The following is a 19,347-nucleotide window of genomic DNA, read 5'->3' as shown; positions in this document are numbered from 1 at the left end:
CTCATCACTATCCGACCCCGGGAAGGTGTTTGACCTCATAAGGGCTCATTGGTCAATAGAGAATCACCTTCACCACACGCTGGACGTGGTGATGCTTGAGGACCAGCAGCTTAAGAGGAAGAATAATGAGGCAAAGAACTTCAACATTATGTCTAAAATCGCTCTTTTCTTTGTCGACAAAATGAAGGAAAAAAGCGGTAAAAGACTCATCACCCAATTCCGGACCAACGCCACTCTGAAGCCCTCCGAGCTTCTATCTATCAAGCTGTGAGCCCATTCCCCAAAAACGTCAGCCCTGGGTATAGACCCCGTTTCAATTAGGAATTGCTAATTACTAATTGCCTGAGCCTCTCCCTGACCTTATCCTGCATCCTGCGGATCATCGCTCTCGAGGGACCGAGGAAGGGTCGGGCCGGCATGGTGAAGGGCTTCTTGCCGTAGATCTTGGCGGGGAGCCCGTACTGATGGACGGCGGCATAGGGGGTGGCATTGATCACCCTGATACCGGTGGGGGTAAGGCGCACCCGTGTCGCTCGGGAGAGCTCGCGCGTCTCGCCGTGGAGGATCTTAGCCCGAGTCCGCTCGGAGGAGGGTCGCCCCGTCTGTCCGGAGTGACCGTACCAGGGCGAGGAGGGGTCGCGGCGCTTCACCTCCCTCCAGGGATTGAGCACCTCATCGACGTAGCCCTCCAGCCGGAAGTTCTCCTCCGTGTGCTCGATGGCAATGCGCCCGATGTCCATCTTCACCCCCTCCCCCTCGAGGTAGTCGCGGACGGCATCCATCCGGCCGGGAAATCGCTTTGCAAAGTCTCTGATGTCCATAGATTTGGTATTATCACTTATAGTCTCTATCTTTGTGGTGTCAAAGGAAGGACTCTTAGGGTACCCTGACTGATGTTAGGTCGGGTCAATGCCCTAGGAGTTCTTCTTTTGTATTAACCTTATCGAATACGGTGTCTCGTACTTCCAGTCTCCAAGCTGTCTCACCTCCATGTCCAGCTGATACGTATCCCCATTCATCTTGAAATTGTAGTAGGCAAATCCGATAGCGTTTCGCGCCTCTTTGGTGGCTCTGTTATGTCCGTGGCTGTACAGCCGGGCAAATGCATTACCATCTTTAGGGGTGCACAGATTCAGGATATCATCTATCTTCATGGCGAGCAGCTTTTGCTCCGGATCGGCAATGTGTCCGAGTAGGTTCTTTATGGACTTTCGCCACACTATTGCAGTCCCTGAGTAGAATTCCCTCCTCTCGATCGTAATGCCATGTTTCTCCGGGATATTCTCCTCAGCCCACTTCCTGACCCACTTGTCGGCGAGCTTCTGCTGCTCCTTTCGCTTCCCCTCGAGTGCCTCCCAGGCTTCGCGGTGCATGCGACAGAGGAGGTCCTTATAGTCCAGCAGATCGGAGGACTTGACGAGCCCCTGGCGGCGGCACTCGGGGCAGTGGGGGTCACCCTGCCCGCGGGTGTAGGGGTGGCTCTTGAGGTCGAAGACACTGCCTGAGCGACCGGGGTTGCCGGAGAGCCCGGGGGCGGGCTTGTCCTTGGCCGTCTCCTCGGGGATCGGGGTAACGGGCTTGTCGGTGGGGCGGATGCGGCACTTGCAATTCCACGCCAGCGGAGGGGTGTGCGTGTCCCACCACGGGTCCTCGATGGGGCGGATGGTGCCGACGAGGGCGAGGTGCTCCTCCCTCTTCTCCACCGAGTCGCTCTCGAGGTACTCGAGACTGGGGTAGAGAGCCTTCGTGCGGAGGGCGTCGCGGTACTGCACGGCACTCCGAGCTCGGAGGATGGCGGTGTTGTACTCCGTCCGTAGCCACTGATCATTGTACTTGCCGATGAGGGGGCGGGCCGCCTTGCGGAACTCCGCGAAGCTCCTCGTCCTCCCTCGGGAGTCCACCAGCAGCCGCGCCAGGTCATCCGCCTCGGCGTGTGTCTTGAAGGCACTCCAGACCGACATATTGTACCTCAGCTCCCGCTCGAGGTCGGGGTCTCCCCCTCCCAGTTCCGAGGAGAGGGCGAGCTGCATCGGCTCGTCATTGGCGCGGAAGAGCGCCCCCGGCAGGAGGGTCTCCCCGCCGTAGACCTCCCGGAGCGCCTCCTCGAGGAGCCGTGAGAGGTCTATCGTGGTCTCATCGTCGAGCCTGACGCTCGGGATGGTAGAGGTGGTCCAGCTCGTCCATGCGTCCCTTATGCGCCCCGCGAGCCGGTGCGGGGCTTTGACGAAAAAATCCGTGAGACCCTTCTTCTCCTTCTCCTCGGGGGCAGGCTCCTCCTCAGGGGCAGGCTTCTCCTCAGGGGCAGGCTCCTCCTCAGGGGCAGGCTCCTCCTCAGGGGCAGGCTCCTCCTCGGGGGCAGGCATCGGGATGCCATATCGCTTGTGTATCCACTCCGGGGGGATGGTGATGAGGGAGGAGAGCGTCGAGAGTTCCGCCACCGATACGGGGGTCACATCCTCCGGGAAGGCGAAGCGACCGGAGCGGAGGGGGAGCCCTCTCCGTTCGAGGAAGGGGAGGAGGCAGTGATTGAGCGTCCGGGCGACATAGCGCATGTCGGACTTATGCATTGCCTCCTCCACCTCCTGGTGCACCTCACCGAGAGAGCGGGCGCCACGCTCACCGGCGATGGTGGTCATGGTCTGACCGAGGATGCCGACGAGGATCTCAGAGTTGCAGGCATCGACAAACTGCTTGAAGGAAATGCCGTTGGATGCGGAGGACTCCCTCACCTCGACATCCGCCTCCTTGGGGATGATCAGCCAGGGGGCTGAGCCGGCGCGCTCCATGGCCGCCTCGAGCTGACGCTTGCTCTCCGGGTCGTAGGTATTGTACTTACCCACGCGCTGAGGCATCCCGAAGAGCTCAATCCACTGCGCCCAGTCACCGAAGCCACCCCTCTTGTAGATCGCAAAGGGGATCGCACGGAGGATCACGCCGTAGTCCCTCGGTCGTCCGAGGACCATTAGCCGGGGGTCGCCCTCGTAGGGGATGCCTCGCTCGTCCGTCGGGTCGAGGAGGATCTCCCGGCGGTCCACATCGAGGTGCTTGGGGGGCAGGTCGGCGACGGTGAGCCCCTCCTCTGACCAGCCGAGCTCGGCACCGGCGCGACCGAGGAGCCGCCCCCTCATGATGATGGTGAGGAGCTGCTCAAAGGCCTCGGTGTCGATCAGGTCGGACACCTCCTCCACCTCCTCGCCGTCGGGGTCGACGAAGGTGAGGTCGTTATTGATCACCGCCTGCGTCCTCTTGTCGAGGGCATCGGCGAGGGTGGTGTCGATGAGCATGTCGCCGTAGAGGTCGTAGAGCTGTGCCACACGCCCACGGTCGGCCGCCCGGAGAGCCTGCCGCCAGTCGGCCGCATCCCAGGGGCGACGGGTGGGAGCCTTGACGACCAGGTCGTGGACGATGAGGCTGCCTGCTTTCTTCTTTTCCTTCATAGTCAAGTAGTCTATTGCTTAATTATTACGCCGTCCCTGCGGAGGGTGGCTATGTCACGAGAGACCTCCTCGAGGAGGTCAAGCCTGGGAGCGTAGGAGGCTATCGTCGCCACGTCCCGAGCGATGGAGCGCAGCACCTCCTCCCTCAGCTTCGCCTCCCGCTCCCCCGCCCTCGACGCCTCCACGAGGAGCCGGAGCTGGAGGAGCTGATTGGTGGCTATGCCCATAAGCTCATCGATGGAGTCCTGAGAGGCCTGAGCCAGCCCCCGGCGGGCGACAGCCTTGCGCTCGGCGCTGTCCCGGTGGGTGCTTACCCCCTGAAGCCCCAGCTCTCGGTCTGCCGCCTCCCGCTCCCTCCGGTAGGTCGCCACGAGGTCACGGTACTTCTTCTTGAAGTCTATCAGCTCATCGACGATGGTGCCGTCACCGCCCTCCCCGAAGGAGTCCTCCATAGACTTCTGCATCTTCTCCAGCTCACGCCCGAATACCGCCGAGAGGAGGAGCTGGTCGACGATACGCCCGATCATCTGATCCACCTCCTCCTCGAAGTGGTCGAGCGAAGTCTCCCAGTCACCCGACGAGAAGGCATCCGAGAGCGCCTTGCTGAGGAGCGAGCCGATGTCACCTGCGAGCTGACGGAAGGTCTCCCTCATCTCCTCCTGAGCGCCGAGAGCCTCCTTGCGGATCTCCTCCCAGTTGTCCACCAAGCGCTTCGTGGCGTCATCGAGGCGGTCGTAGTCCTCGAGGATGCGGGGGTTGAGCTCAAAGGTCCGGGACCCCTCCTTGAGGATCTGCCCATACTGTCGGGTGAGGGACTTAAATACCGGGACGGTCTTGCGGGCGGCCGCTCCCGCTATCCCGCCGAAGAGCCCGCCGAGGGCTGCACCGATGGCAGTGCCGAGCCCCGGGATGAAGGAGCCGATGGCGGCACCGGCGGCAGCACCCCCGGCGGCACCCTTGGCGATATTGGCACCGGAGACCACCTTCGTCGTCCCCACCTGTAGCCTGCCGGCGCGGAGCCGCTCCATGCTGCGCCCCAGCTCCAGCATCGCCTGACGGTACCTCCGGGCGCCCTCGATCGCCCCTCGATAGGGATTCGAGAGGCCGAAGATGCTCCGATCCTTCTCGTCGAACGCCCGGATCCTCGCCATCGCCGCCCGGTGGTAGGACTGCTCCAGCTGCCGGGCATAGCGCGCCTCCTCGTCAGCGTTGGCACGCGCCTGAGAGGTGACCATGCCGATCACCCGGGAGAGCCCCGAGGCGGCCGAGGAGATGGCGTCCATCGTGGTGGCGCCCTCCTTGAGAGCCGAGAGGATGTCGCCCACCGAAGTGGCGGCCGCTCCGAAGACCTCCCCCATCTCGCCCCCTACGGAGGAGAGCGAGGAGAGGGCCCCTTGGAGTGCCTTGCCGACCTCCCGGAGCCTACGAGCGGGGATCTCCTCGAGAGCGTGCTTGAGCCCCTCGATCTCCTCCCGGGCTCGCTCGATGTCAGCGGCGGCATCGCCCCCGGCAGCCTCTATCTCCCGGAGCTTACGGAGTCGCTTCTCCGAGAGCTCGAGCTGCCTCCGCAGTTGCTCCTCCTCCCGGTCTGCCTCGAGGTCATACCGCTTCGTCGTCATCGCCATACGGCGGACCTCTATCTCCTCCCTCCGATCCAGCAGTCTCAGCTCATGCTCTCTCGTCCTCAGCTCCCTCTCCCGCTGTCTCGCCGTCTCCACCTCTCCGACAGTCCTCGCGAGCTGCACCTCGTCGGCGGCACTCTCCTGAGCCCGCTTGATGAGCCGGTCGTAGTAAGCGTCCACCTCACCGAGGCGCTGCTCGAGGTCGGAGCGGAAGCGTGCGGATGCTCCCTCCTCCACCTCCCGGATCACGCTGTCAGACGCCCTCGAGATCTCCTCCCTCCGGCGCCTGTAGTCCGCCTCCTCTGCCTCGGAGACTGCCCTGAGACGAGCCTTCTGCGGGGTGGCGTCGATGTGGTGCTGCCTCTCGAGCATCTCTATCTCCCGGAGCTGCTCGGTGATCTTAGCCTTACGCTCCCGGTGCTCCTCGTCGAGCCGACGGAGCTTCTGCGCCCGTCCCTCCTCCATGGCGGCTATCTGCATGGTGGTGACGGAGCGCTCTGCGTCTGCGCCCAGCTTGGCGATCCGCTTGAGAGCCGCCAGTCGGGCTCGCTCGTCGGGAGGATCCTTCTTAGGCTTATCCTCCGACGACGTGTTGATGCCGGCATCCTTGAGGAGCTGATCCGCCTTGGCGGTGTAGTCGAGGTACTGCCGGACCCTGTCCTCCGCCTTCGTCATCGCCTCGTCCGCCTCCCTCCTCATCTTCTCCGCATTGAGACGGGCGTAGTCCCGGGCGCTCGTAGGACCTCCCACGGTGCCGTACCCCGCATCAAAGCCGGCTAAGAACCCTCCTACTTTATCCCAAATGTTTGGGTTCGCCTCCCTTGCATCTGCCTCGTACATCTGGCGGAGCGCCTCCTTGTACTGCTCCACGGCGAGGTCAAAGGAGGCGACCGCCTTCGCCCGATCGAGGAGCGACTGTCGGAAGGCGTCCGCATTGGTGATGAAGATATTGTCCGCCTCGGTGGCGGTCCCGATGGAGACCCCGAGGGCATCGAAGTCCTTCTTGTGCTCCTTGACGAAGCGGGACCTCTTCTCCTCGTCCCCCTCGAGGGCGGCATACTCTCTTCGGAGAGCCTCGTAGCGGGCTATGCTCTCTCCCGCTCCGTCTGCCACCGCCCGAGACCACGCCTTGGAGGCCTCGGCCGCCTCACGCTGCCTCGAGACATAGCGGTCTATCGCCGTGGCGACGGCAGTGATCGCCACCGAGAGACCGAGCGTCAGGGTGGCGGTGAGCGCCTTGGCGGCACCATTGGAGATATGAAGGGTGGCGGCGAGGAACTGCTGCGCCCTGCCGAAGACGCGGGTCACGGAGGCGAGTGTCTGCACCCTGAAGGCGGAGGTCGCCGACAGGGACTGCTGGAGCTGCTGCATGCCGATGGTGATCGCCATGAGCGACTGCACCTTGGTCTGGATGCGGGCGTACCGCTCACTCTCGCCGGAGATCGCTCCGTAGGCTCCTGCGGTCGCCGTCACCGCTCCCATCAGTCCCTGCAGGGCACCTATCATACCGGTAAGCGACTGCGCCCCCTGAGTCATCAGGCGCTGCTCCCGAGTGACCGTCTGATAGGCGTCATTGAGCGTGGCGAGCTCCCGTCGTGCCTCTCGGTAGGCCTCGGTCTCCTGCTCTCCGGCGTTGACCATCTGAGCCATGGCGTCCTTGACCTGGAAGATCTTGGAGCGGAGGGACTCCTTGGTCTGTGTGGTCATCCTCAGCTCGCTCTGTAGGTGCTTGAGCCCCTCCGTCTCGTCGATGAGCTCCGCCTTGAGGGACTTGAGGTGCTTGCCGAGTGTCGCCTGTGCCTGCGGGCTCGACTTCACCTCCAGCTCGATAGACTTGATCTCCTTCTGCAGCTTGGCGAGGTACTGCCGCTGCAGCTCGACCGAGCGGCGCAGCTCCTCCGTGGCGCCCTTGGAGGCGTCCCCGATGGACGACACCCCCGAGGAGATGCGAGCAGACTCCTCGGCGGCGTTGCCCCTGATATTGATGTCCAGCTCTACCGGCTCCATAGCTTAGAAGTGATTTTCGCGCTTGGGGTTACTGCCGTAGAGGTACTCTCCCGGGCCGTCGGGGAGACCGTCGCCGTCCTCGTCGAGGATCGGGAGCGTGGGCGAGACGTCTCCCCGCTGCACCGCCCGGAGCCAGTCGATGGCGCGCTCGTAGCGGAAGCGGCGGAAGTCGAGGTCCGCACCGGCATTGCAGAGGGTGATGAAGTGCCAGACGGCGATGTCCTTCACGTAGATAAGCAGGAGCGGGTGGCGGGCTGCTCCCACCGCCCCGAAGATCGCCTCCCGGTCATATCGGGAGAGGTAGCCTCGTGCCTCCTCCTCCGCCCCGTCGATGGCGGAGAGGAGGATCGTCTCATCGTCGCCCTGGATCAGGCGGACACTCGCCTCATAGAGGTGGGTCTTGAGTTCTTCCGGAGTGATAAACATGGGTGGTGCTAAAATCGCTTGCTGTTATGGCGGTGACCGCCGAATATGATACTGTCGGGCTGCAGCTCACTGAGCTTACGGCTGGTCTGCCAGACGGCTCCCTCGATGCAGTCCGGTCCGTCGGCCGGGGCGGGGAGCTTGGGGGCAAAGAGGCGGAACTGATCCTCCAGGCGCTGCATCTGAGGGTTGCCCCTCTCGGCGCTATTGAAGACCAGCCGTCCCTGCCTCGCGAGGGGCTCGAGGGCGCCCTCGATGCGGGTGTACTTGTCCATCTTGGCGCGGGCATCCGGGGCGATGGGGATCATCCCCCGCCGTGTGCCCTCGGCGACAAAAAGCGGGAGGAGGACCTGCTCATAGATCGGGTCCTGGAGGGAGTTATTCTCCACGAGGTAGTAGACCGGGCATTGGTCGTGGACATAGTCTCGGATGTCGTGGTACCAGGAGACGAAGCGGGCGTTGGTCTCATGGTCGAGGTAGCCGGTGTAGATGTAGTACTTCCCCTCGTGGTAGCCGACGAGGAAGACCGCCTTGTAGCTCGACTGTCGGCTCCTCGAGTTGGAGGGCGACGGGTCGCCGTAGCAGACGGCAAAGGGGAGCTCCCGGAGGGGTGGGCACTCGTCCCAGGTGAGGTCCCGGAAGACCTCGCCCTCGGAGACGGGGTTATTGAAGTACTCCTGCTGGGCGGCGGCGGTGGAGATCATCCCGAGGACGCGGTCGATGTCCGCCTCGCTATTCTTCTCCGGCCAGGTGGAGCGCCCCTCCTCGTCGCGGATATTGACGATGTCCCACTTATCCGCCTTCTCCCCGGCGCGGGTGATGCAGCAGTCCTTGGCGATCACGTTGCCACAGAAGAGGATGCGGTACTTCCCCGAGACCGAGAGCGTGGGGAAGAGAGCCTTCTCAAACCACTCCCACTTCGTCCGTATCCGGTCGGGGTTGCGCACCTCCTCATCGGTGTCGATGTCATCGATGAGGAGGTAGTCGGGGCGCGCCTCCTTATTCTTCACCCCACGGGGCGACTGTCCGGCACCGATGGCGCGGAAGGAGCAGCCCCGGGAGATGGTAAACTTGTCCTCCTCCCAGTGCCCCTGCGTCGGCTGGACGCCATAGTCGTGCGTGATGCGGGGCGACCGCTCCAGCACCAGCTTGAAGGGGCGGAGCAGGTCGGTCGCCTTCTCCTGGCTGTTGGAGACGAGGAGGACATTCCGCACCTGACCGGTGAGGGCGAGGTAGATCACCTCCATCATGGCGCGGGTACTCTTGGCGAGCTCGCGGGACCAGGAGCGCACCTCATACCAGCGGTCGTGCTCGAGGAGACGGCGCGTCGCTGCCCTGTGGAAGTCTGTCGCCGGGGCGGTGGAGAAGGTGGGGAAGTAGTAGCGAAACCACTCCTCCACATCCGCCTCCAGAGCCTGCACGCGCCGCCGCTGCACCTCCACCGGCTCAGAGCTGTCCACCCCGCTCTCCTCCACGAGGGCGAGGAGATACGCCTGCCAGTCCTTGAGGGACTCTTTCTCGACGATTGTCAGCCGTCTCATCGCAGCTTACTCACCACGTAGTCATCAAATAGGGGGATGATCTCCTGCGCCTGCTCGAGGGCGTGAGGGCGGAGCCAGTCGAAGAAGCCCTTGAAGGCACTGATGATCTCCGGCAGTCCCACATCTGTCTCCAGCTTCTGGATGGCGGTGGAGAGCTTATTGATGGTGTCCGCCTCCGCTGCCGAGGGATAGCGGTTGCCGTCCCTCCGGGCGATGGCGTCATTCATCTCGGAGAGCTGGTTGTAGAGGTTCTTGATCTGCTCCTCCTTGGTGATGGTGATGGAGACGCGGAGCTTGTCCCACGACTCCCGCTTCACCCAGCGATTGACCGTCTGGGGGGTCACCCCGACGCGCTCGGCGATCTCCTTCTGTAGGAGATGTTCCTTGGTGTAGAGGAGCTTGGCGAGCTCCTTCCGCTGTTCGCTCTTCATGGCTAAAAGTCCATTGTCGGTAAGTCACTATCTTCATCGTCCCCTCTGCGCTCGACGCGGGGCTGGTCGGTTGTCTCCAGCACAAGGACGGCCCAGGGCTCGTCCCAGAGTATCTCCCGGAGGGACATGCCCCGCTCGGTGCGGAGTCTCCCCACGAGACCGAAGGGGCTATGGAGACCGTCGGTCCTTACCTCCCCTCCTCGCTGTCGTGGCCCGTCCTCGGACGTGTCAGCGTCGACATCGTCACGATCGAGGCGGTAATACGTGTAAAATCCTCCACCCTCGAGAGCCTGAGGATGATGCCCCAGAGCTCCACTAAGCTGTCCGCCGTCACGTAGTGGAGGAGCCACCGCGTGAGGGGGCGGCGAAGGAGACGGATGAGCCTCCGGTCGTTGAGCACCGCGAGGGCGGTGATCTCCGCCAGCACGTCAGGTGGCGGGTCGAGGAGACGCTCCTCCAGTCGGTGCCGGACGCTGAGGCGCTCTATCTCGAGGAGGGTGCCGAGCCTGAGGTGGCGGATGCAGAGACGCACCCCGTGAGGGAGGAGCCACCTAAGGGGAGGAGGGACGGGCAGCCTCCACTGCACGCCCCTCCCCAGCAGCATGTCACATGCTTCCTCTCGCATGATGTCACCCCTTGAGGTAGACGATGTCGGCGGGCCACTTGTCGCCGGCGACGGTGGCGGTAAACTTGAAGGGGTACTTCGCCACCCCTCCCTTGCCGATGCCGATCTCCTGCTGCACGAAGCCCTCAGCTCTCGGGAGGACAAAGGAGGCACCGCTCCTGCCCTCGATCTTGAGGGCGACGGAGAGCTTCTTCAGCTTGCCGTAGAGGGCGACGCCGGTGCCGGTGGTCAGCTTGGCGCCCTCGAAGAAGCGCAGCAGATCCTCCTCCGTCAGCTCCACGAAGGAGCCGCTGACGGTGGTCGGCTTGGGGTCGTAGTCCACGTCGATGGGCGTGTCTATCTCGTGGACATAGAGCTCGTCCGTCTCCGGCTCGTCGCTCTTGATCGTGATGACGTCATCACGGAGGGTGAAGGGGCACTCCTTCCACGACGCGGTGGAGATGCCTGCCTCTTCGGTGATCGGCTCCGCCATATAGAGGCGGGCCACCTTGTACTTGGCACTGGTGATTTTGGTTGCCATATCTATTCAATTAGGAATTAGCAATTAGGAATTAGAAATTAACCCCTCGCCCTGCGGGCCATCTCTATGAGGAGACTAGCAAGCGAGTAGAGATACGAGAGGAGGGTGACGAGACCGAGGAGCATCAGCCCCCGCTCGTACCACCGGAGGGCGCGGGGCACCTCCCTCGGTACCTCCACCGGCACCTCCCTCGTGATCGTGCGGACGGGGCGGAGGATCTCCCTCGAGGGTGTCACGCCGCTGATGCGGAGGAGTCCCTCGGGGTCCCACCTCCAGCTGAGGAGTGGGCGCCCTCCGACACTCTCCACCGAAGTGACTCGGGGGCCACTCGGGAGGCACTCGATCGCCAGTCGGATGGCGCTCGAGTCGCCTGCGACGGTGAGGGGCTGCATCACCGTGGTGTCGGTGATGTGGATGGGGACCTCTCGCACCACCGTGCGGGAGGGGCTGCAGCTCACGACGAGGAGTGTGAGCGCGAGTAGGAGAAGTAGTGGAGCGATCCTCTGCGTCATGGCTCTATTCTCTTGGTCGACTCGAGGAAGGCATCGAGCTGGGTGCGGAGGCGGTCGACCTGCTTCTGGAGCCGGGAGACCTGCTTCTTGAGGCTCTCGTTCTCCTCCCGCAGGATCGCATTCTCGCTCTTGATCTTGGCATAGTCCTCAGCCATCTGTACACTTCGGTTTATGAAGTCCTGCTGCGACCGGATCAGCACCTCGAGGGAGTGCTGCTGCACGTCGAGATAGCCGAGGTTGCGCTTGCGCGAGCCGAAGAGCCAGCCGACGAGACCGGTGACGCCCGGTGCGAGCACGCTTATGAGGGTAGTCCAGTCCATGGCTTAGGGTCAGTCGATCTCCTTACTACCCTCCTCGGGTGCATCCTTGGGATCCGGCTCGGACGGCATCGGGCACATGCCACTCTCGGTGCGGCAGGCGTAGGAGGTCTTCGATAGCTCGTCGAGGAGCCACTTGGAGGGACGGTAGGCGATGCGCAGTCCCTTGATCTGCCCGACGGTGAAGTCCTCCCCCGCCGGTACGGCCTTGGAGCGTATGTAGGGGGTGAGGGTGCCGACGTTGCCGATCTTGACGGAGCGACCCTCACGGAGCTGGCGGATGCAGACGTCTCCGAGGTGCTCGAGGACGCTCAGCACATCTCCGCGACCGAGGGAGGTGATCTCCTGGAGCTGCTGGGCGATCTCGCGAGTGGAGACGGTACCCTGATTGATCTGCACCGCATAGTGCTGGGGGGTGTCGTTGTGGAGCTTATTCTTCCGCTCCACCACCTTGTATACAAATGCCATAGTGGATGATAAATTAAGTACTAGTGGATGATGAATTAAGTACTAGTAGATAATTTCTCATCTACTAGTAGATGATTTGACAAAGGGTAGTAGGTACTACCGAGAGGTCTCATAGAGGGCATATCCCTCCCTCAGAGCCTTCTCATCGGCGGGCTTGCCACCCTCGACGAGGGTGATCGCCCGCGCGAGGTCCTGCATCACGCGACCGCAGGGGTCGAGGGGGTCGTCCGGACCCCAGCCGGTGGCGCGACAGACACTGCGGATGTAGGCGGCGGTGGCATTCTCGGAGGGTGGAGCATACCGTCCGATGATCCCTCGGATGGTCACGAGACCGTGGCGGATCATGTAGCCCTCGAGGACCACGAAGAGCGCCCTGTAGCCCCACTTCGGCTCCGTGAAGGTAACGAAGCCCCTGTCCGGGGGCGGCAGCACCTGCCCTCTCCAGCGGTCGCCGGTGAGGCGAATGTTGCCGGGGTTGTTATTTCGCTCCGAGCGGGTCATGGTCAGGCGCTTGCGCTCCCCTTCTCAAAGGCTACGGTACCGATGCCGTCCTTCTGCATGCGGGAGCCGCCGGCACGGACGAGGAAGGAGAGCACATCGCCATAGTAGAGCGGGTCATTCTCCTGGATGAAGGCCTCGCTCTCTCCCTTGGCACGGCAGACGTAGTCCCTGTGCCAGGCGAGGGCGGAGGTGCCGGTGATGAGCTTGCTCCGGAGCATCACCTCGAAGCCATAGAGCTTACCGATGACGCCTCGAGAGGTATCGGCTGAGGAGAGGAAGGCATTTGCCTGAGCCTCGGAGAGGTCCTCCAGCAGCTGCTCGTAGGCATCCGCATCGAGGAGGAGGCAGCGACCCTCCTGGGGCATCTCGTCCTTATTGAGGAGCGTCTGAGCCTTGAGCACATCCTTGCGGGAGAAGGTGGCACCCCCGAGCTTCACCTTACGAGCCGCCTCGGTGGGGATCCATGCCTTGAGGAGCGTCTCGGCGAGCTTGTCGAGGAGAGCGCCCTTGCACGCCTTGAGGACTGCCTCGCGCTTGTTGTAGGAGAGCTCATACTTGTCGGCATTCTGTATGTAGATCGGGTCGGTGTAGATCTCCTGGATGTCGAAGGAGAGCTCCGTGTCGGTCATCTCCTTGGCCACCTTGGGGCGGGCGATGGGGCCCAGGCTGGCGGTCTGCTTGGCGCCGGCATTGGGGATGTGGACCTTCCTGCCGGCGTAGACGAAGTCGTCAGCGCTGTAGGAGTGAGCCATGAAGGAGTTATCCGGGAAGAGGTTCTCCACCAGATGGTTGATCCAGATTTCTTTCTGTAGAGCCATGGTTGTGTATTCTATTCAGTTAGTTAGTCATTGGTGCCAAACTTCTCCCTGTACTTCTCGGCATAGGCGTCGGGGTCGGTGGAGCGGAGCTCGGCAAGCCTGCCGGAGCGGTCCAGCTCATCCCAGGAGAGGGAGGCGAGGGACTTGTCCCTCCGCTCATCGGCCTGCCGGTCGGTCAGTCGCTTGGCGACGGAGGGGCGGTCGGGCAGGAGCTCCGCGAAGTGGACAGCCTCCTCGGGAGCGGTGTCGTAGAGCTTGCGGAGGCTCCGGGACTGCTCCTCGGTGAGGACACCGTCCTTGAGCGCACGGGAGGTGAGGGTCTCGAAGTGCTCCAGGCGCGCCTGAGCCTCGGCCGCCTCGCGCTCCTTCTTCTCCTCGAGGAGGGCGGAGAGCCGGGTCTCCAGCTTCTCCAGCTTCTCTAGCTTGTCGGAGAGGGTCTCCAGCACCTTCTCCTCCGTGACATCGTCGGAGAGGGAGAGGAGAGCATTGATCTTCTTGGTCATAGATGTATTACTTGAGTGAGTGGGTATGGTGTCAGTGAGCTGTAGGATGGTGGAGTAGTCCACCTCCTCCACCCTCCTGCCGTCGGCATCGTAGAGGGCGAGGGCGTTGTGATTGGCGGGGATGTTGCAGATCGATGCCTCCCTTAGGGACCAGCGGGTCACGGTCGGCTCGGTCTGCCCCTCGAGGTAGGTCCGCGGGTCAGAGGAGCACTCCTCCACCCAGGCACCGACGGAGCAGGCGCTGAGGTAGCCGCTCTCGACCTTGCGGGCGATCTCCCCCGCGCGCTCATCCTCGAGGTCAAAGTCCGCCTCGGCGAGGATCCTCGTCCCCTCCACACGGACATTCACCCACCTGCCGATGGGCATCTCCCGGTCATCGTGATTGTAGAGCATCACGGGATTAGCCCGAAATGCCGTGAGGTCGGCCCCGGAGGTCAGCATCCGGAAGCCGTAGGTATTGACCGTCTCGTCGTGGAGGATAAATGTCTTCATTGCGCCTGTAGTCATGGGTTGTGGGGCAAAGATGCACCCCCGGGGAGCCGTTTTGCAAAAACTGTAGGCATTTTGCCTACTTTTCCTTCATCCGGGGGGCATACGACGGCCGCCCGAGGGTCTCACGACTCCCGGGCGGCCTACATAAGTAGAGAGCAAGAACTTACTAACAATCGTCTCCCTCCTTATCGTAACACTATATTTATTCACTTACAGTCATTACGCTATAGCTTCTTCCGCGCCTCGAGCCACGTCTCCGCCACCCTCAGGAGCCGGTAGTAGGTGTCTAAGCTCATCGGGTAGTAGGGATTGACATGCAGGCGCCAGATGCGCTTCCGGGTCCTATCCTGCCGCCCCGGCTCGTAGTACCTCCGCGTGATGCCGTGGATGATCAGAGCCTTGCGGAGCGTGTTCTCGTGGTGGGACATCTTTCTAATTAGGAATTAGTAATTAGCAATTAGGAATTGCTTGCCTCCAGGCAGTCCACCCAGCGGAGCACCTCCTCCCAGCCGGGGAAGCCCCCCACCTGGCGGTCGTCGACGTAGAGGTCGGCGTGCACCTTTCGGGTATCGCTCCCGTGGTAAGCGTCTATATTACCCTTGTCATTACGATTGACGTAATCGTAGGGGATCTCGTGATCTCGACACCAGTTGAGTGCCGCAGTTAGGTCCTCACCTGCCCGGCAGGTCCAGAGGATGAGGATATGTCCCTCCTCATGCAGACGACGCATGGCACTGACTGCACCCGGAAGGGTAGGACCAAGCCCCGGATAGGGCTTGGCATTGAGGACTCCATCAATGTCTACAGCGATGACCATAGCCTTACTCCTCCTCTGTGGTGTCGGACGGGTCGGACGGGTCGGACGAGTCGGACACGGCTCCCGGGATGCCGAAGGTCACCCCGGGGTCCTCCTCTGTCCTTACGTCGGTGACCGAGAGTGGCACGCTCGCCCACTCTCCGGAGCGGTCGGAGCGCTCCTGCACGCGGACATACATCTTCGTCGCACTCGGCTGATAGCTATCCTCGATGAGCTCCACACCGCTGATGAAGTCCTCGCTCCCCGACTCCTCGGCATAGCGGCGGAGCTTGATCACCTGCCCTGCCTTGAGCGACCCTCGGGCGTCCTTGGCGAGGAGGCGGAGGAGCATCCCCGCCATCTGCTGGCTCTTCTCGTCCGTGGCGAGGGACTTGATGTAGCGTGTGACGAGGTCGATGCCCTCATTCACCGTGTCGCGGTAGCCGTCGGTGGTATTGACGCCGAGGATGATCCGGGCGGTGCCCTCGGAGTTGGTAAAGGTATGGGACCACTGCCCCTCCTCCTTGGCGAGGCCGAGCACCTCCCGCTTCATCGAGATGACGCTCGCAAAGGTGTCGAGCGTCTTACTCTTGAGCGACTTGAGGATGTCGGAGGCGGCTCTATACTGCGGCAGCACGTCGCTGATCGCCTCGTCGACCAGCTCATTGTACACCTCCATGGAGCTCTTCCGCTCCCGCGTTGCCTGCCAGCGGCGGTACTCCTCCAGCTCCTTGCCTTTGAGCTCCACCACCGCTTCCATTTCTTTCTCTTCCATGATTGTACGTCTTCTTGTTGTTTGTGATAATGAAAGGCAGGGACTGCCCCCGAAGCTTGCATTGCCTAACACCTCATCGTCATGAGAGAGCTCTCCCGAGGCATTTCCCTACCTTTGTCCTGCATTGTCTAACTCATTTTACTTATGTCGATATGAGCAAGTTTGTAGAAGTCCTTGATGAGAATGGTGCTACCATCCTGGTCAACGTTGACCTCATAACCCATGTGGATAGGGATGTCATCGGCTCTGAGATCCACTTTGCATCCCCTGATGGGGCCATCTCGATGGATGCGACTGATGACGCACTCTATCTCACACATCTTACCCTTCGCTCTCACACTTCCTACGAGATAATGAGGCACATACTTCTCTGAAGCTCTCCTGCACCTCTTCGTATGCGGGCTTCAGCTCACCCTCGAGGATACCGAGGGTGAGGGGGCGATGTCGTCCCACGCGCGAGCGGAGGAGATGATACTTCTCTCTCGTCTGAGCGAAGTCATGTGACTCCCCGAAGAGCCACTCGATGGCCGGCTTGTAGGCCTCCCTCTTCACCTCTCTCCCGTCGTACACACGACTAACGGCGTAGAGGTAGTAGAGCATCTCCTTGGCGGATTTCGCAGTGAACACATTCGTAATCTCTTCGTAAACGTCTTTCTCTTCCATGATGTAGATATTGTTACTTAGTTGATGTTGCTGTTACTTGTCTTTACTGTCCCCCCACGAGTCAGGAGGTAGTACTTACCCCGGAGGGGTGTGGGGGTGGTCTCTGCACGCTTCGGTGCCTCCCCCTGCTTCCGGATCATCGCCCGGAGCTTACGCGAGAGGGCGGAGAGCTCCTCGGAGGTGAGCCGTCCGAAGGGCTTCCCCGCTATGCGGGGGTCCTCCGCGAAGGCATTGATGCGGCTCCAGTCCCTCGTGTCGATGCCGTACTCCTCCATCAGGTGGAGGCACATCGAGCGACGGCGGGTGCGCGTCTTGTCCTTGGCGGGGGCGAGGCTCCTCGCCTGAGCGCGGAGCCGCACCCTTAGGCGTGTCAGCTCACGATCGGACAGCTCTCGGAGGGAGGTCGTGCGCCCGTCGGACACCTCGGAGACGGCGATCTCCTTCGCCTCCTCTGCCTCGAGCACTCCCCGGGTGGCGTTGATCAGCCCCCAGATCGCTGTGTAGTCTCTCTTCTTACTCATATACTCATAGGCGGCAGCCTAATTACTAATTCCTAATTGCATGAAGACGCTCGACCCCACGGTCTGCTCGTACACGCCCATCTGCTCGGAGGTGAGCATGAGGAGCACGGGGGCGAGGGTCATGGCCTCCTCGGGGGAGAGTCCCAGGCGGTACTCCCTCCGGGGGCTTGCGAGGCGCTGGCGGATCCGCACGAGGAGCCGATAGGTGAGGGCAAGGTCTGCCTCCTCCCTCAGCGACTGAGGTCGCCCGAGGAGGGAGAGATACCCCTCGAGGGCACGGCGGAGGGTCTCCAGCCCGACGCCCGAGATCCGCATCTCCCGTCTCTGTGCGACCAGCGTCGCCACTTCCTGCTCTGTCATCTCCTTATCTTTCTGATGAGCCCGGCGAACTTCCGCCAGACCCAGGTGATTGTCCACTCTATTACTGTTTCGTCCATCACTCTGATAGCTTCTTGATGATGTCAAGCTCTCGCGGGGAGAGCTTCCATACGTGATTCTCCGGCGGAGGCGTATTGCGGAGCGCCTCAGCCACTCTGTCGCTCACCAGCATGCCGGATCCGTAGATAGCCTTCCGGAGGCGTCTCTGATGGTCCAGAGCTCGCACGAAGTGCACCTCATCCTGCCGCACTCGGATGGAGAGTCCACGAGCGACGTACTTCGAGAGGAGCGCTCCCGAGACCACATGGTAGGGGTAGACATAGCGTGCCTGCCCCTTGGAGGAGTGTGCCTTCGTCTGTGCCTGCTCGATCGACTGCTTGAGCTCCGGAGCGAGGATAAGAGCGAGGTCGCTGAAGAGGTTGGAGACAAATCCTGTACTCACCACGGCACCATTGGTGTAGGTGATATTGGCGTCGGATACAATGCTGGTCAATCTATCCGACGGAGAGGTGAGAAGGGTGAGCGAGGGGGCGAAGAGGAAGAAGGGGATCTCCCGCTCCAGGTAGAAGCTCTTGATCTCCGAGAGGATGGAGAAGGGAGGATTGTCGACCACGACAGCACCGGTGTAGTCCTCCGCCTGATAGTCGCCCCCGGGGTAGAAGGGGCGGACGATCCGGAGGTCCAGCACTGCCGGCACCTCCTCCAGCACCCACGCCTTCACCGCCTCATACACCTCCTCCGGTGTGAAGCAGTCGTCCGTGGTCCTCTTAGGCTTGAATTTCTCCACGAAGCTCTTGTACTCGCCACTGTCCTCCTCGTCGAAGAACTCCAGCGCCAGCTTCTCAATCCTATTCTTCTTATTCATCGCTTATTCTCTCCTTATTCTCCCCAATAGTCCTTCGATCCCTCCTCCCAGATGTCCAGCCATCCCCGAGGGCCGAGGAAGCGCCCCTTGGAGTGAGCTCGGTAGCCCTCCACCCAGATCTTCAGCATGGCATCGTACATGATGCGATTGGCGGTGCGACCGTCCGGCTTATTCCCTCGTGCCTGGCACGAGAAAACGAAGAGGTGACGGGGAAACTCCCCCACGAGCGACATATAGTCCTCGAAGCTCAGCCCCGCATACTGGAGGCTGTCGATGATCACCATCCGGGGACTTCTCCGCTTCCTCAGCCGAGCCCGGAGGGTCTCCATATCCTCCACCACGATGAGGAGGCGACCATTGACCTCCGCCATGTCGTGCCGCCTGAGCTGCTCCTGGAAGCTGAGGCTCGTCCCCTCCTCAAGGCTGTCGTAGATCACTCGTCCATGTCGGCAGAGCTCTCGAGCGAGCTGCATGAGGAAGCTACTCTTCCCGTTGCCACTCTGGCCCCAGACAAACCATGTCCCACACTTCTCCGGCTCCCCGAAGGCTGCCCGCCACTCGACGGAGAGGTCAAAGGTCTCCTTCTTCATCCTGAATATTTGCTTAGGGCTGTAGCCTCTCTTGCGTCCCATTTATCTATACCTTTGTCTATGTCTCACTTGTAACACCATATCAATATGAATACTCCCAATCGTCAGATACAGGAGAGTCACTATCTCGATCAGCTGCATGTGCTTCAGGATCTGAGTGAGAGGGCTCATCAGTCAGAGGCCGGCCTACAACGCACTTTCTTGTCTCTTCAAAGTACCCTACTCGCCATACTGGTCGCCCTCCGCCCGACCACTCCTCTATCCACAGGGCTTCTGGTGCTGTACCTTCTTGCCCTTGTGTTACTCTTACTTGGATCCCTATCTTCGCTATGGACGCTATACGACCAATCAACTCTTCCCAGGCGTAGTCGGGAAGCCTTTCACGCTGAAGTCGTATCCGCAATACACGAGGGTCGTATGGTGCGACCTGTATTTGGGAAGGAGTCCCGGAAGGAGAAGTATGTCCCGCGCCTCTCCGCCATCTTCTTAGTAGGAGCCTTGCTCTCACTGATAGCCTTTGCAGGCCTTTCCTTAGTCTCATA

23 protein-coding genes and 1 pseudogene are annotated in these 19,347 nt (G+C 61.7%); 2 read left to right on the top strand and 22 right to left on the bottom strand.

What is annotated here, in order from left to right; all coding sequences use genetic code 11:
* Positions 1 to 271, top strand: a pseudogene (locus B088_RS08825) (ISAs1 family transposase); the annotation flags it as partial.
* A gap of 46 nt (positions 272 to 317) precedes the next feature.
* Here the strand turns inward: B088_RS08825 and B088_RS05175 are convergent.
* The 17 genes from B088_RS05175 to B088_RS05100 form a co-directional block, all read right to left on the bottom strand.
* Positions 318 to 821, bottom strand: coding sequence for a phage virion morphogenesis family protein (locus B088_RS05175; RefSeq protein WP_018107356.1), 504 nt, complete (start codon positions 819 to 821; stop codon positions 318 to 320).
* A 93-nt stretch (positions 822 to 914) separates the two neighbouring features.
* Entirely contained in the window at positions 915 to 3,437 is a 2,523-nt protein-coding gene (locus tag B088_RS05170; protein WP_018107355.1) for a phage portal protein family protein, read from the bottom strand.
* An 11-nt stretch (positions 3,438 to 3,448) separates the two neighbouring features.
* Positions 3,449 to 7,066 (bottom strand): hypothetical protein, encoded by a 3,618-nt coding sequence (locus B088_RS05165; protein ID WP_018107354.1) that lies wholly within the window; start codon positions 7,064 to 7,066, stop codon positions 3,449 to 3,451.
* A gap of 3 nt (positions 7,067 to 7,069) precedes the next feature.
* Entirely contained in the window at positions 7,070 to 7,492 is a 423-nt protein-coding gene (locus B088_RS05160) for a phage protein Gp36 family protein (RefSeq protein ID WP_018107353.1), read from the bottom strand.
* A gap of 8 nt (positions 7,493 to 7,500) precedes the next feature.
* The gene (locus B088_RS05155; protein ID WP_018107352.1) at positions 7,501 to 9,030 is read right to left on the bottom strand and encodes a hypothetical protein; all 1,530 of its coding nucleotides are present in this window, start codon (positions 9,028 to 9,030) and stop codon (positions 7,501 to 7,503) included.
* Positions 9,027 to 9,461, bottom strand: coding sequence for a helix-turn-helix domain-containing protein (locus tag B088_RS05150; RefSeq protein ID WP_018107351.1), 435 nt, complete (start codon positions 9,459 to 9,461; stop codon positions 9,027 to 9,029). The genes B088_RS05155 and B088_RS05150 overlap by 4 nt, the downstream gene beginning before the upstream one ends.
* A gap of 187 nt (positions 9,462 to 9,648) precedes the next feature.
* The gene (locus B088_RS05145) at positions 9,649 to 10,086 is read right to left on the bottom strand and encodes a hypothetical protein (RefSeq protein ID WP_155802323.1); all 438 of its coding nucleotides are present in this window, start codon (positions 10,084 to 10,086) and stop codon (positions 9,649 to 9,651) included.
* 4 nt (positions 10,087 to 10,090) lie between these two features.
* Entirely contained in the window at positions 10,091 to 10,606 is a 516-nt protein-coding gene (locus B088_RS08325; protein WP_018107348.1) for a hypothetical protein, read from the bottom strand.
* Positions 10,607 to 10,644: 38 nt separating this feature from the next.
* Complete coding sequence (locus B088_RS05140) at positions 10,645 to 11,118, bottom strand: hypothetical protein (protein WP_018107347.1); 474 nt, start codon at positions 11,116 to 11,118, stop codon at positions 10,645 to 10,647.
* Positions 11,115 to 11,438, bottom strand: a complete 324-nt coding sequence (locus B088_RS05135; RefSeq protein ID WP_018107346.1) for an MbeD/MobD family mobilization/exclusion family protein — start codon at positions 11,436 to 11,438, stop codon at positions 11,115 to 11,117. Before B088_RS05135 ends, B088_RS05140 begins: the two co-directional genes overlap by 4 nt.
* A gap of 9 nt (positions 11,439 to 11,447) precedes the next feature.
* Positions 11,448 to 11,903: an HU family DNA-binding protein gene (locus B088_RS05130; RefSeq protein WP_018107345.1), complete on the bottom strand. Its 456-nt coding sequence runs from the start codon at positions 11,901 to 11,903 to the stop codon at positions 11,448 to 11,450.
* 96 nt (positions 11,904 to 11,999) lie between these two features.
* Positions 12,000 to 12,404, bottom strand: a complete 405-nt coding sequence (locus B088_RS05125; RefSeq protein WP_018107344.1) for a structural protein — start codon at positions 12,402 to 12,404, stop codon at positions 12,000 to 12,002.
* Between the two features lie 2 nt (positions 12,405 to 12,406).
* On the bottom strand, positions 12,407 to 13,222 hold the full coding sequence (locus B088_RS05120) for a P22 phage major capsid protein family protein (RefSeq protein WP_018107343.1): 816 nt from the start codon (positions 13,220 to 13,222) through the stop codon (positions 12,407 to 12,409).
* Positions 13,223 to 13,245: 23 nt separating this feature from the next.
* Positions 13,246 to 14,217 carry an HK97 family phage prohead protease gene (locus B088_RS05115; RefSeq protein ID WP_018107342.1) on the bottom strand — a complete coding sequence of 324 codons (972 nt, stop codon included), beginning with the start codon at positions 14,215 to 14,217 and terminating at the stop codon, positions 13,246 to 13,248.
* Between the two features lie 224 nt (positions 14,218 to 14,441).
* Positions 14,442 to 14,645, bottom strand: a complete 204-nt coding sequence (locus tag B088_RS05110) for a hypothetical protein (protein WP_018107341.1) — start codon at positions 14,643 to 14,645, stop codon at positions 14,442 to 14,444.
* A 29-nt stretch (positions 14,646 to 14,674) separates the two neighbouring features.
* Complete coding sequence (locus B088_RS05105; protein ID WP_018107340.1) at positions 14,675 to 15,034, bottom strand: hypothetical protein; 360 nt, start codon at positions 15,032 to 15,034, stop codon at positions 14,675 to 14,677.
* A gap of 4 nt (positions 15,035 to 15,038) precedes the next feature.
* Positions 15,039 to 15,788 (bottom strand): DUF3164 family protein, encoded by a 750-nt coding sequence (locus B088_RS05100; RefSeq protein ID WP_025082074.1) that lies wholly within the window; start codon positions 15,786 to 15,788, stop codon positions 15,039 to 15,041.
* 152 nt (positions 15,789 to 15,940) lie between these two features.
* Here B088_RS05100 and B088_RS08585 point away from each other — a divergent pair, with 152 nt between their 5' ends.
* On the top strand, positions 15,941 to 16,162 hold the full coding sequence (locus tag B088_RS08585) for a hypothetical protein (RefSeq protein WP_155802322.1): 222 nt from the start codon (positions 15,941 to 15,943) through the stop codon (positions 16,160 to 16,162).
* Here B088_RS08585 and B088_RS05090 read toward each other — a convergent pair.
* Genes B088_RS05090 through B088_RS05070 form a run of 5 tightly spaced genes read right to left on the bottom strand, consistent with a single transcriptional unit; the run spans position 16,110 to position 18,847 of the window.
* Complete coding sequence (locus tag B088_RS05090) at positions 16,110 to 16,451, bottom strand: hypothetical protein (RefSeq protein WP_025082073.1); 342 nt, start codon at positions 16,449 to 16,451, stop codon at positions 16,110 to 16,112. The genes B088_RS08585 and B088_RS05090 overlap by 53 nt on opposite strands.
* A 17-nt stretch (positions 16,452 to 16,468) precedes the next feature.
* Positions 16,469 to 16,972 (bottom strand): hypothetical protein, encoded by a 504-nt coding sequence (locus tag B088_RS05085; protein WP_018107336.1) that lies wholly within the window; start codon positions 16,970 to 16,972, stop codon positions 16,469 to 16,471.
* Between the two features lie 18 nt (positions 16,973 to 16,990).
* A complete protein-coding gene (locus B088_RS05080; protein WP_025082072.1) occupies positions 16,991 to 17,389 on the bottom strand; it encodes a hypothetical protein in 399 nt (132 codons plus the stop codon).
* A gap of 19 nt (positions 17,390 to 17,408) precedes the next feature.
* Entirely contained in the window at positions 17,409 to 18,215 is an 807-nt protein-coding gene (locus B088_RS05075) for a hypothetical protein (RefSeq protein WP_018107334.1), read from the bottom strand.
* A gap of 14 nt (positions 18,216 to 18,229) precedes the next feature.
* Entirely contained in the window at positions 18,230 to 18,847 is a 618-nt protein-coding gene (locus B088_RS05070) for a P-loop NTPase family protein (protein WP_155802320.1), read from the bottom strand.
* Between the last annotated feature and the right edge of the window lie 500 nt (positions 18,848 to 19,347).

It is taken from the genome of Porphyromonas bennonis DSM 23058 = JCM 16335, from assembly GCF_000375645.1.
GTDB lineage: Bacteria > Bacteroidota > Bacteroidia > Bacteroidales > Porphyromonadaceae > Porphyromonas_A > Porphyromonas_A bennonis.
The sequence above is the reverse complement of the archived record's forward strand: the minus strand, read 5'-3'. Positions and strand labels throughout refer to the sequence as shown.

Bases quoted from the DNA above. Each gene is read 5' to 3' on its own strand.
- B088_RS05100 (WP_025082074.1), bottom strand. From the start codon at position 15,788: ATGGAAGAGAAAGAAATGGAAGCGGTGGTGGAGCTCAAAGGCAAGGAG.
- B088_RS05170 (WP_018107355.1), bottom strand. From the start codon at position 3,437: ATGAAGGAAAAGAAGAAAGCAGGCAGCCTCATCGTCCACGACCTGGTC.
- B088_RS05090 (WP_025082073.1), bottom strand. From the start codon at position 16,451: ATGGAAGAGAAAGACGTTTACGAAGAGATTACGAATGTGTTCACTGCG.
- B088_RS05150 (WP_018107351.1), bottom strand. From the start codon at position 9,461: ATGAAGAGCGAACAGCGGAAGGAGCTCGCCAAGCTCCTCTACACCAAG.
- B088_RS05085 (WP_018107336.1), bottom strand. From the start codon at position 16,972: ATGAGTAAGAAGAGAGACTACACAGCGATCTGGGGGCTGATCAACGCC.
- B088_RS05175 (WP_018107356.1), bottom strand. From the start codon at position 821: ATGGACATCAGAGACTTTGCAAAGCGATTTCCCGGCCGGATGGATGCC.
- B088_RS05135 (WP_018107346.1), bottom strand. From the start codon at position 11,438: ATGGACTGGACTACCCTCATAAGCGTGCTCGCACCGGGCGTCACCGGT.
- B088_RS05145 (WP_155802323.1), bottom strand. From the start codon at position 10,086: ATGCGAGAGGAAGCATGTGACATGCTGCTGGGGAGGGGCGTGCAGTGG.
- B088_RS05105 (WP_018107340.1), bottom strand. From the start codon at position 15,034: ATGGTCATCGCTGTAGACATTGATGGAGTCCTCAATGCCAAGCCCTAT.
- B088_RS08585 (WP_155802322.1), top strand. From the start codon at position 15,941: ATGAGCAAGTTTGTAGAAGTCCTTGATGAGAATGGTGCTACCATCCTG.
- B088_RS05075 (WP_018107334.1), bottom strand. From the start codon at position 18,215: ATGAATAAGAAGAATAGGATTGAGAAGCTGGCGCTGGAGTTCTTCGAC.
- B088_RS05155 (WP_018107352.1), bottom strand. From the start codon at position 9,030: ATGAGACGGCTGACAATCGTCGAGAAAGAGTCCCTCAAGGACTGGCAG.
- B088_RS05110 (WP_018107341.1), bottom strand. From the start codon at position 14,645: ATGTCCCACCACGAGAACACGCTCCGCAAGGCTCTGATCATCCACGGC.
- B088_RS05115 (WP_018107342.1), bottom strand. From the start codon at position 14,217: ATGAAGACATTTATCCTCCACGACGAGACGGTCAATACCTACGGCTTC.
- B088_RS05165 (WP_018107354.1), bottom strand. From the start codon at position 7,066: ATGGAGCCGGTAGAGCTGGACATCAATATCAGGGGCAACGCCGCCGAG.
- B088_RS05160 (WP_018107353.1), bottom strand. From the start codon at position 7,492: ATGTTTATCACTCCGGAAGAACTCAAGACCCACCTCTATGAGGCGAGT.
- B088_RS05070 (WP_155802320.1), bottom strand. From the start codon at position 18,847: ATGGGACGCAAGAGAGGCTACAGCCCTAAGCAAATATTCAGGATGAAG.
- B088_RS05120 (WP_018107343.1), bottom strand. From the start codon at position 13,222: ATGGCTCTACAGAAAGAAATCTGGATCAACCATCTGGTGGAGAACCTC.
- B088_RS05125 (WP_018107344.1), bottom strand. From the start codon at position 12,404: ATGACCCGCTCGGAGCGAAATAACAACCCCGGCAACATTCGCCTCACC.
- B088_RS08325 (WP_018107348.1), bottom strand. From the start codon at position 10,606: ATGGCAACCAAAATCACCAGTGCCAAGTACAAGGTGGCCCGCCTCTAT.
- B088_RS05130 (WP_018107345.1), bottom strand. From the start codon at position 11,903: ATGGCATTTGTATACAAGGTGGTGGAGCGGAAGAATAAGCTCCACAAC.
- B088_RS05140 (WP_018107347.1), bottom strand. From the start codon at position 11,118: ATGACGCAGAGGATCGCTCCACTACTTCTCCTACTCGCGCTCACACTC.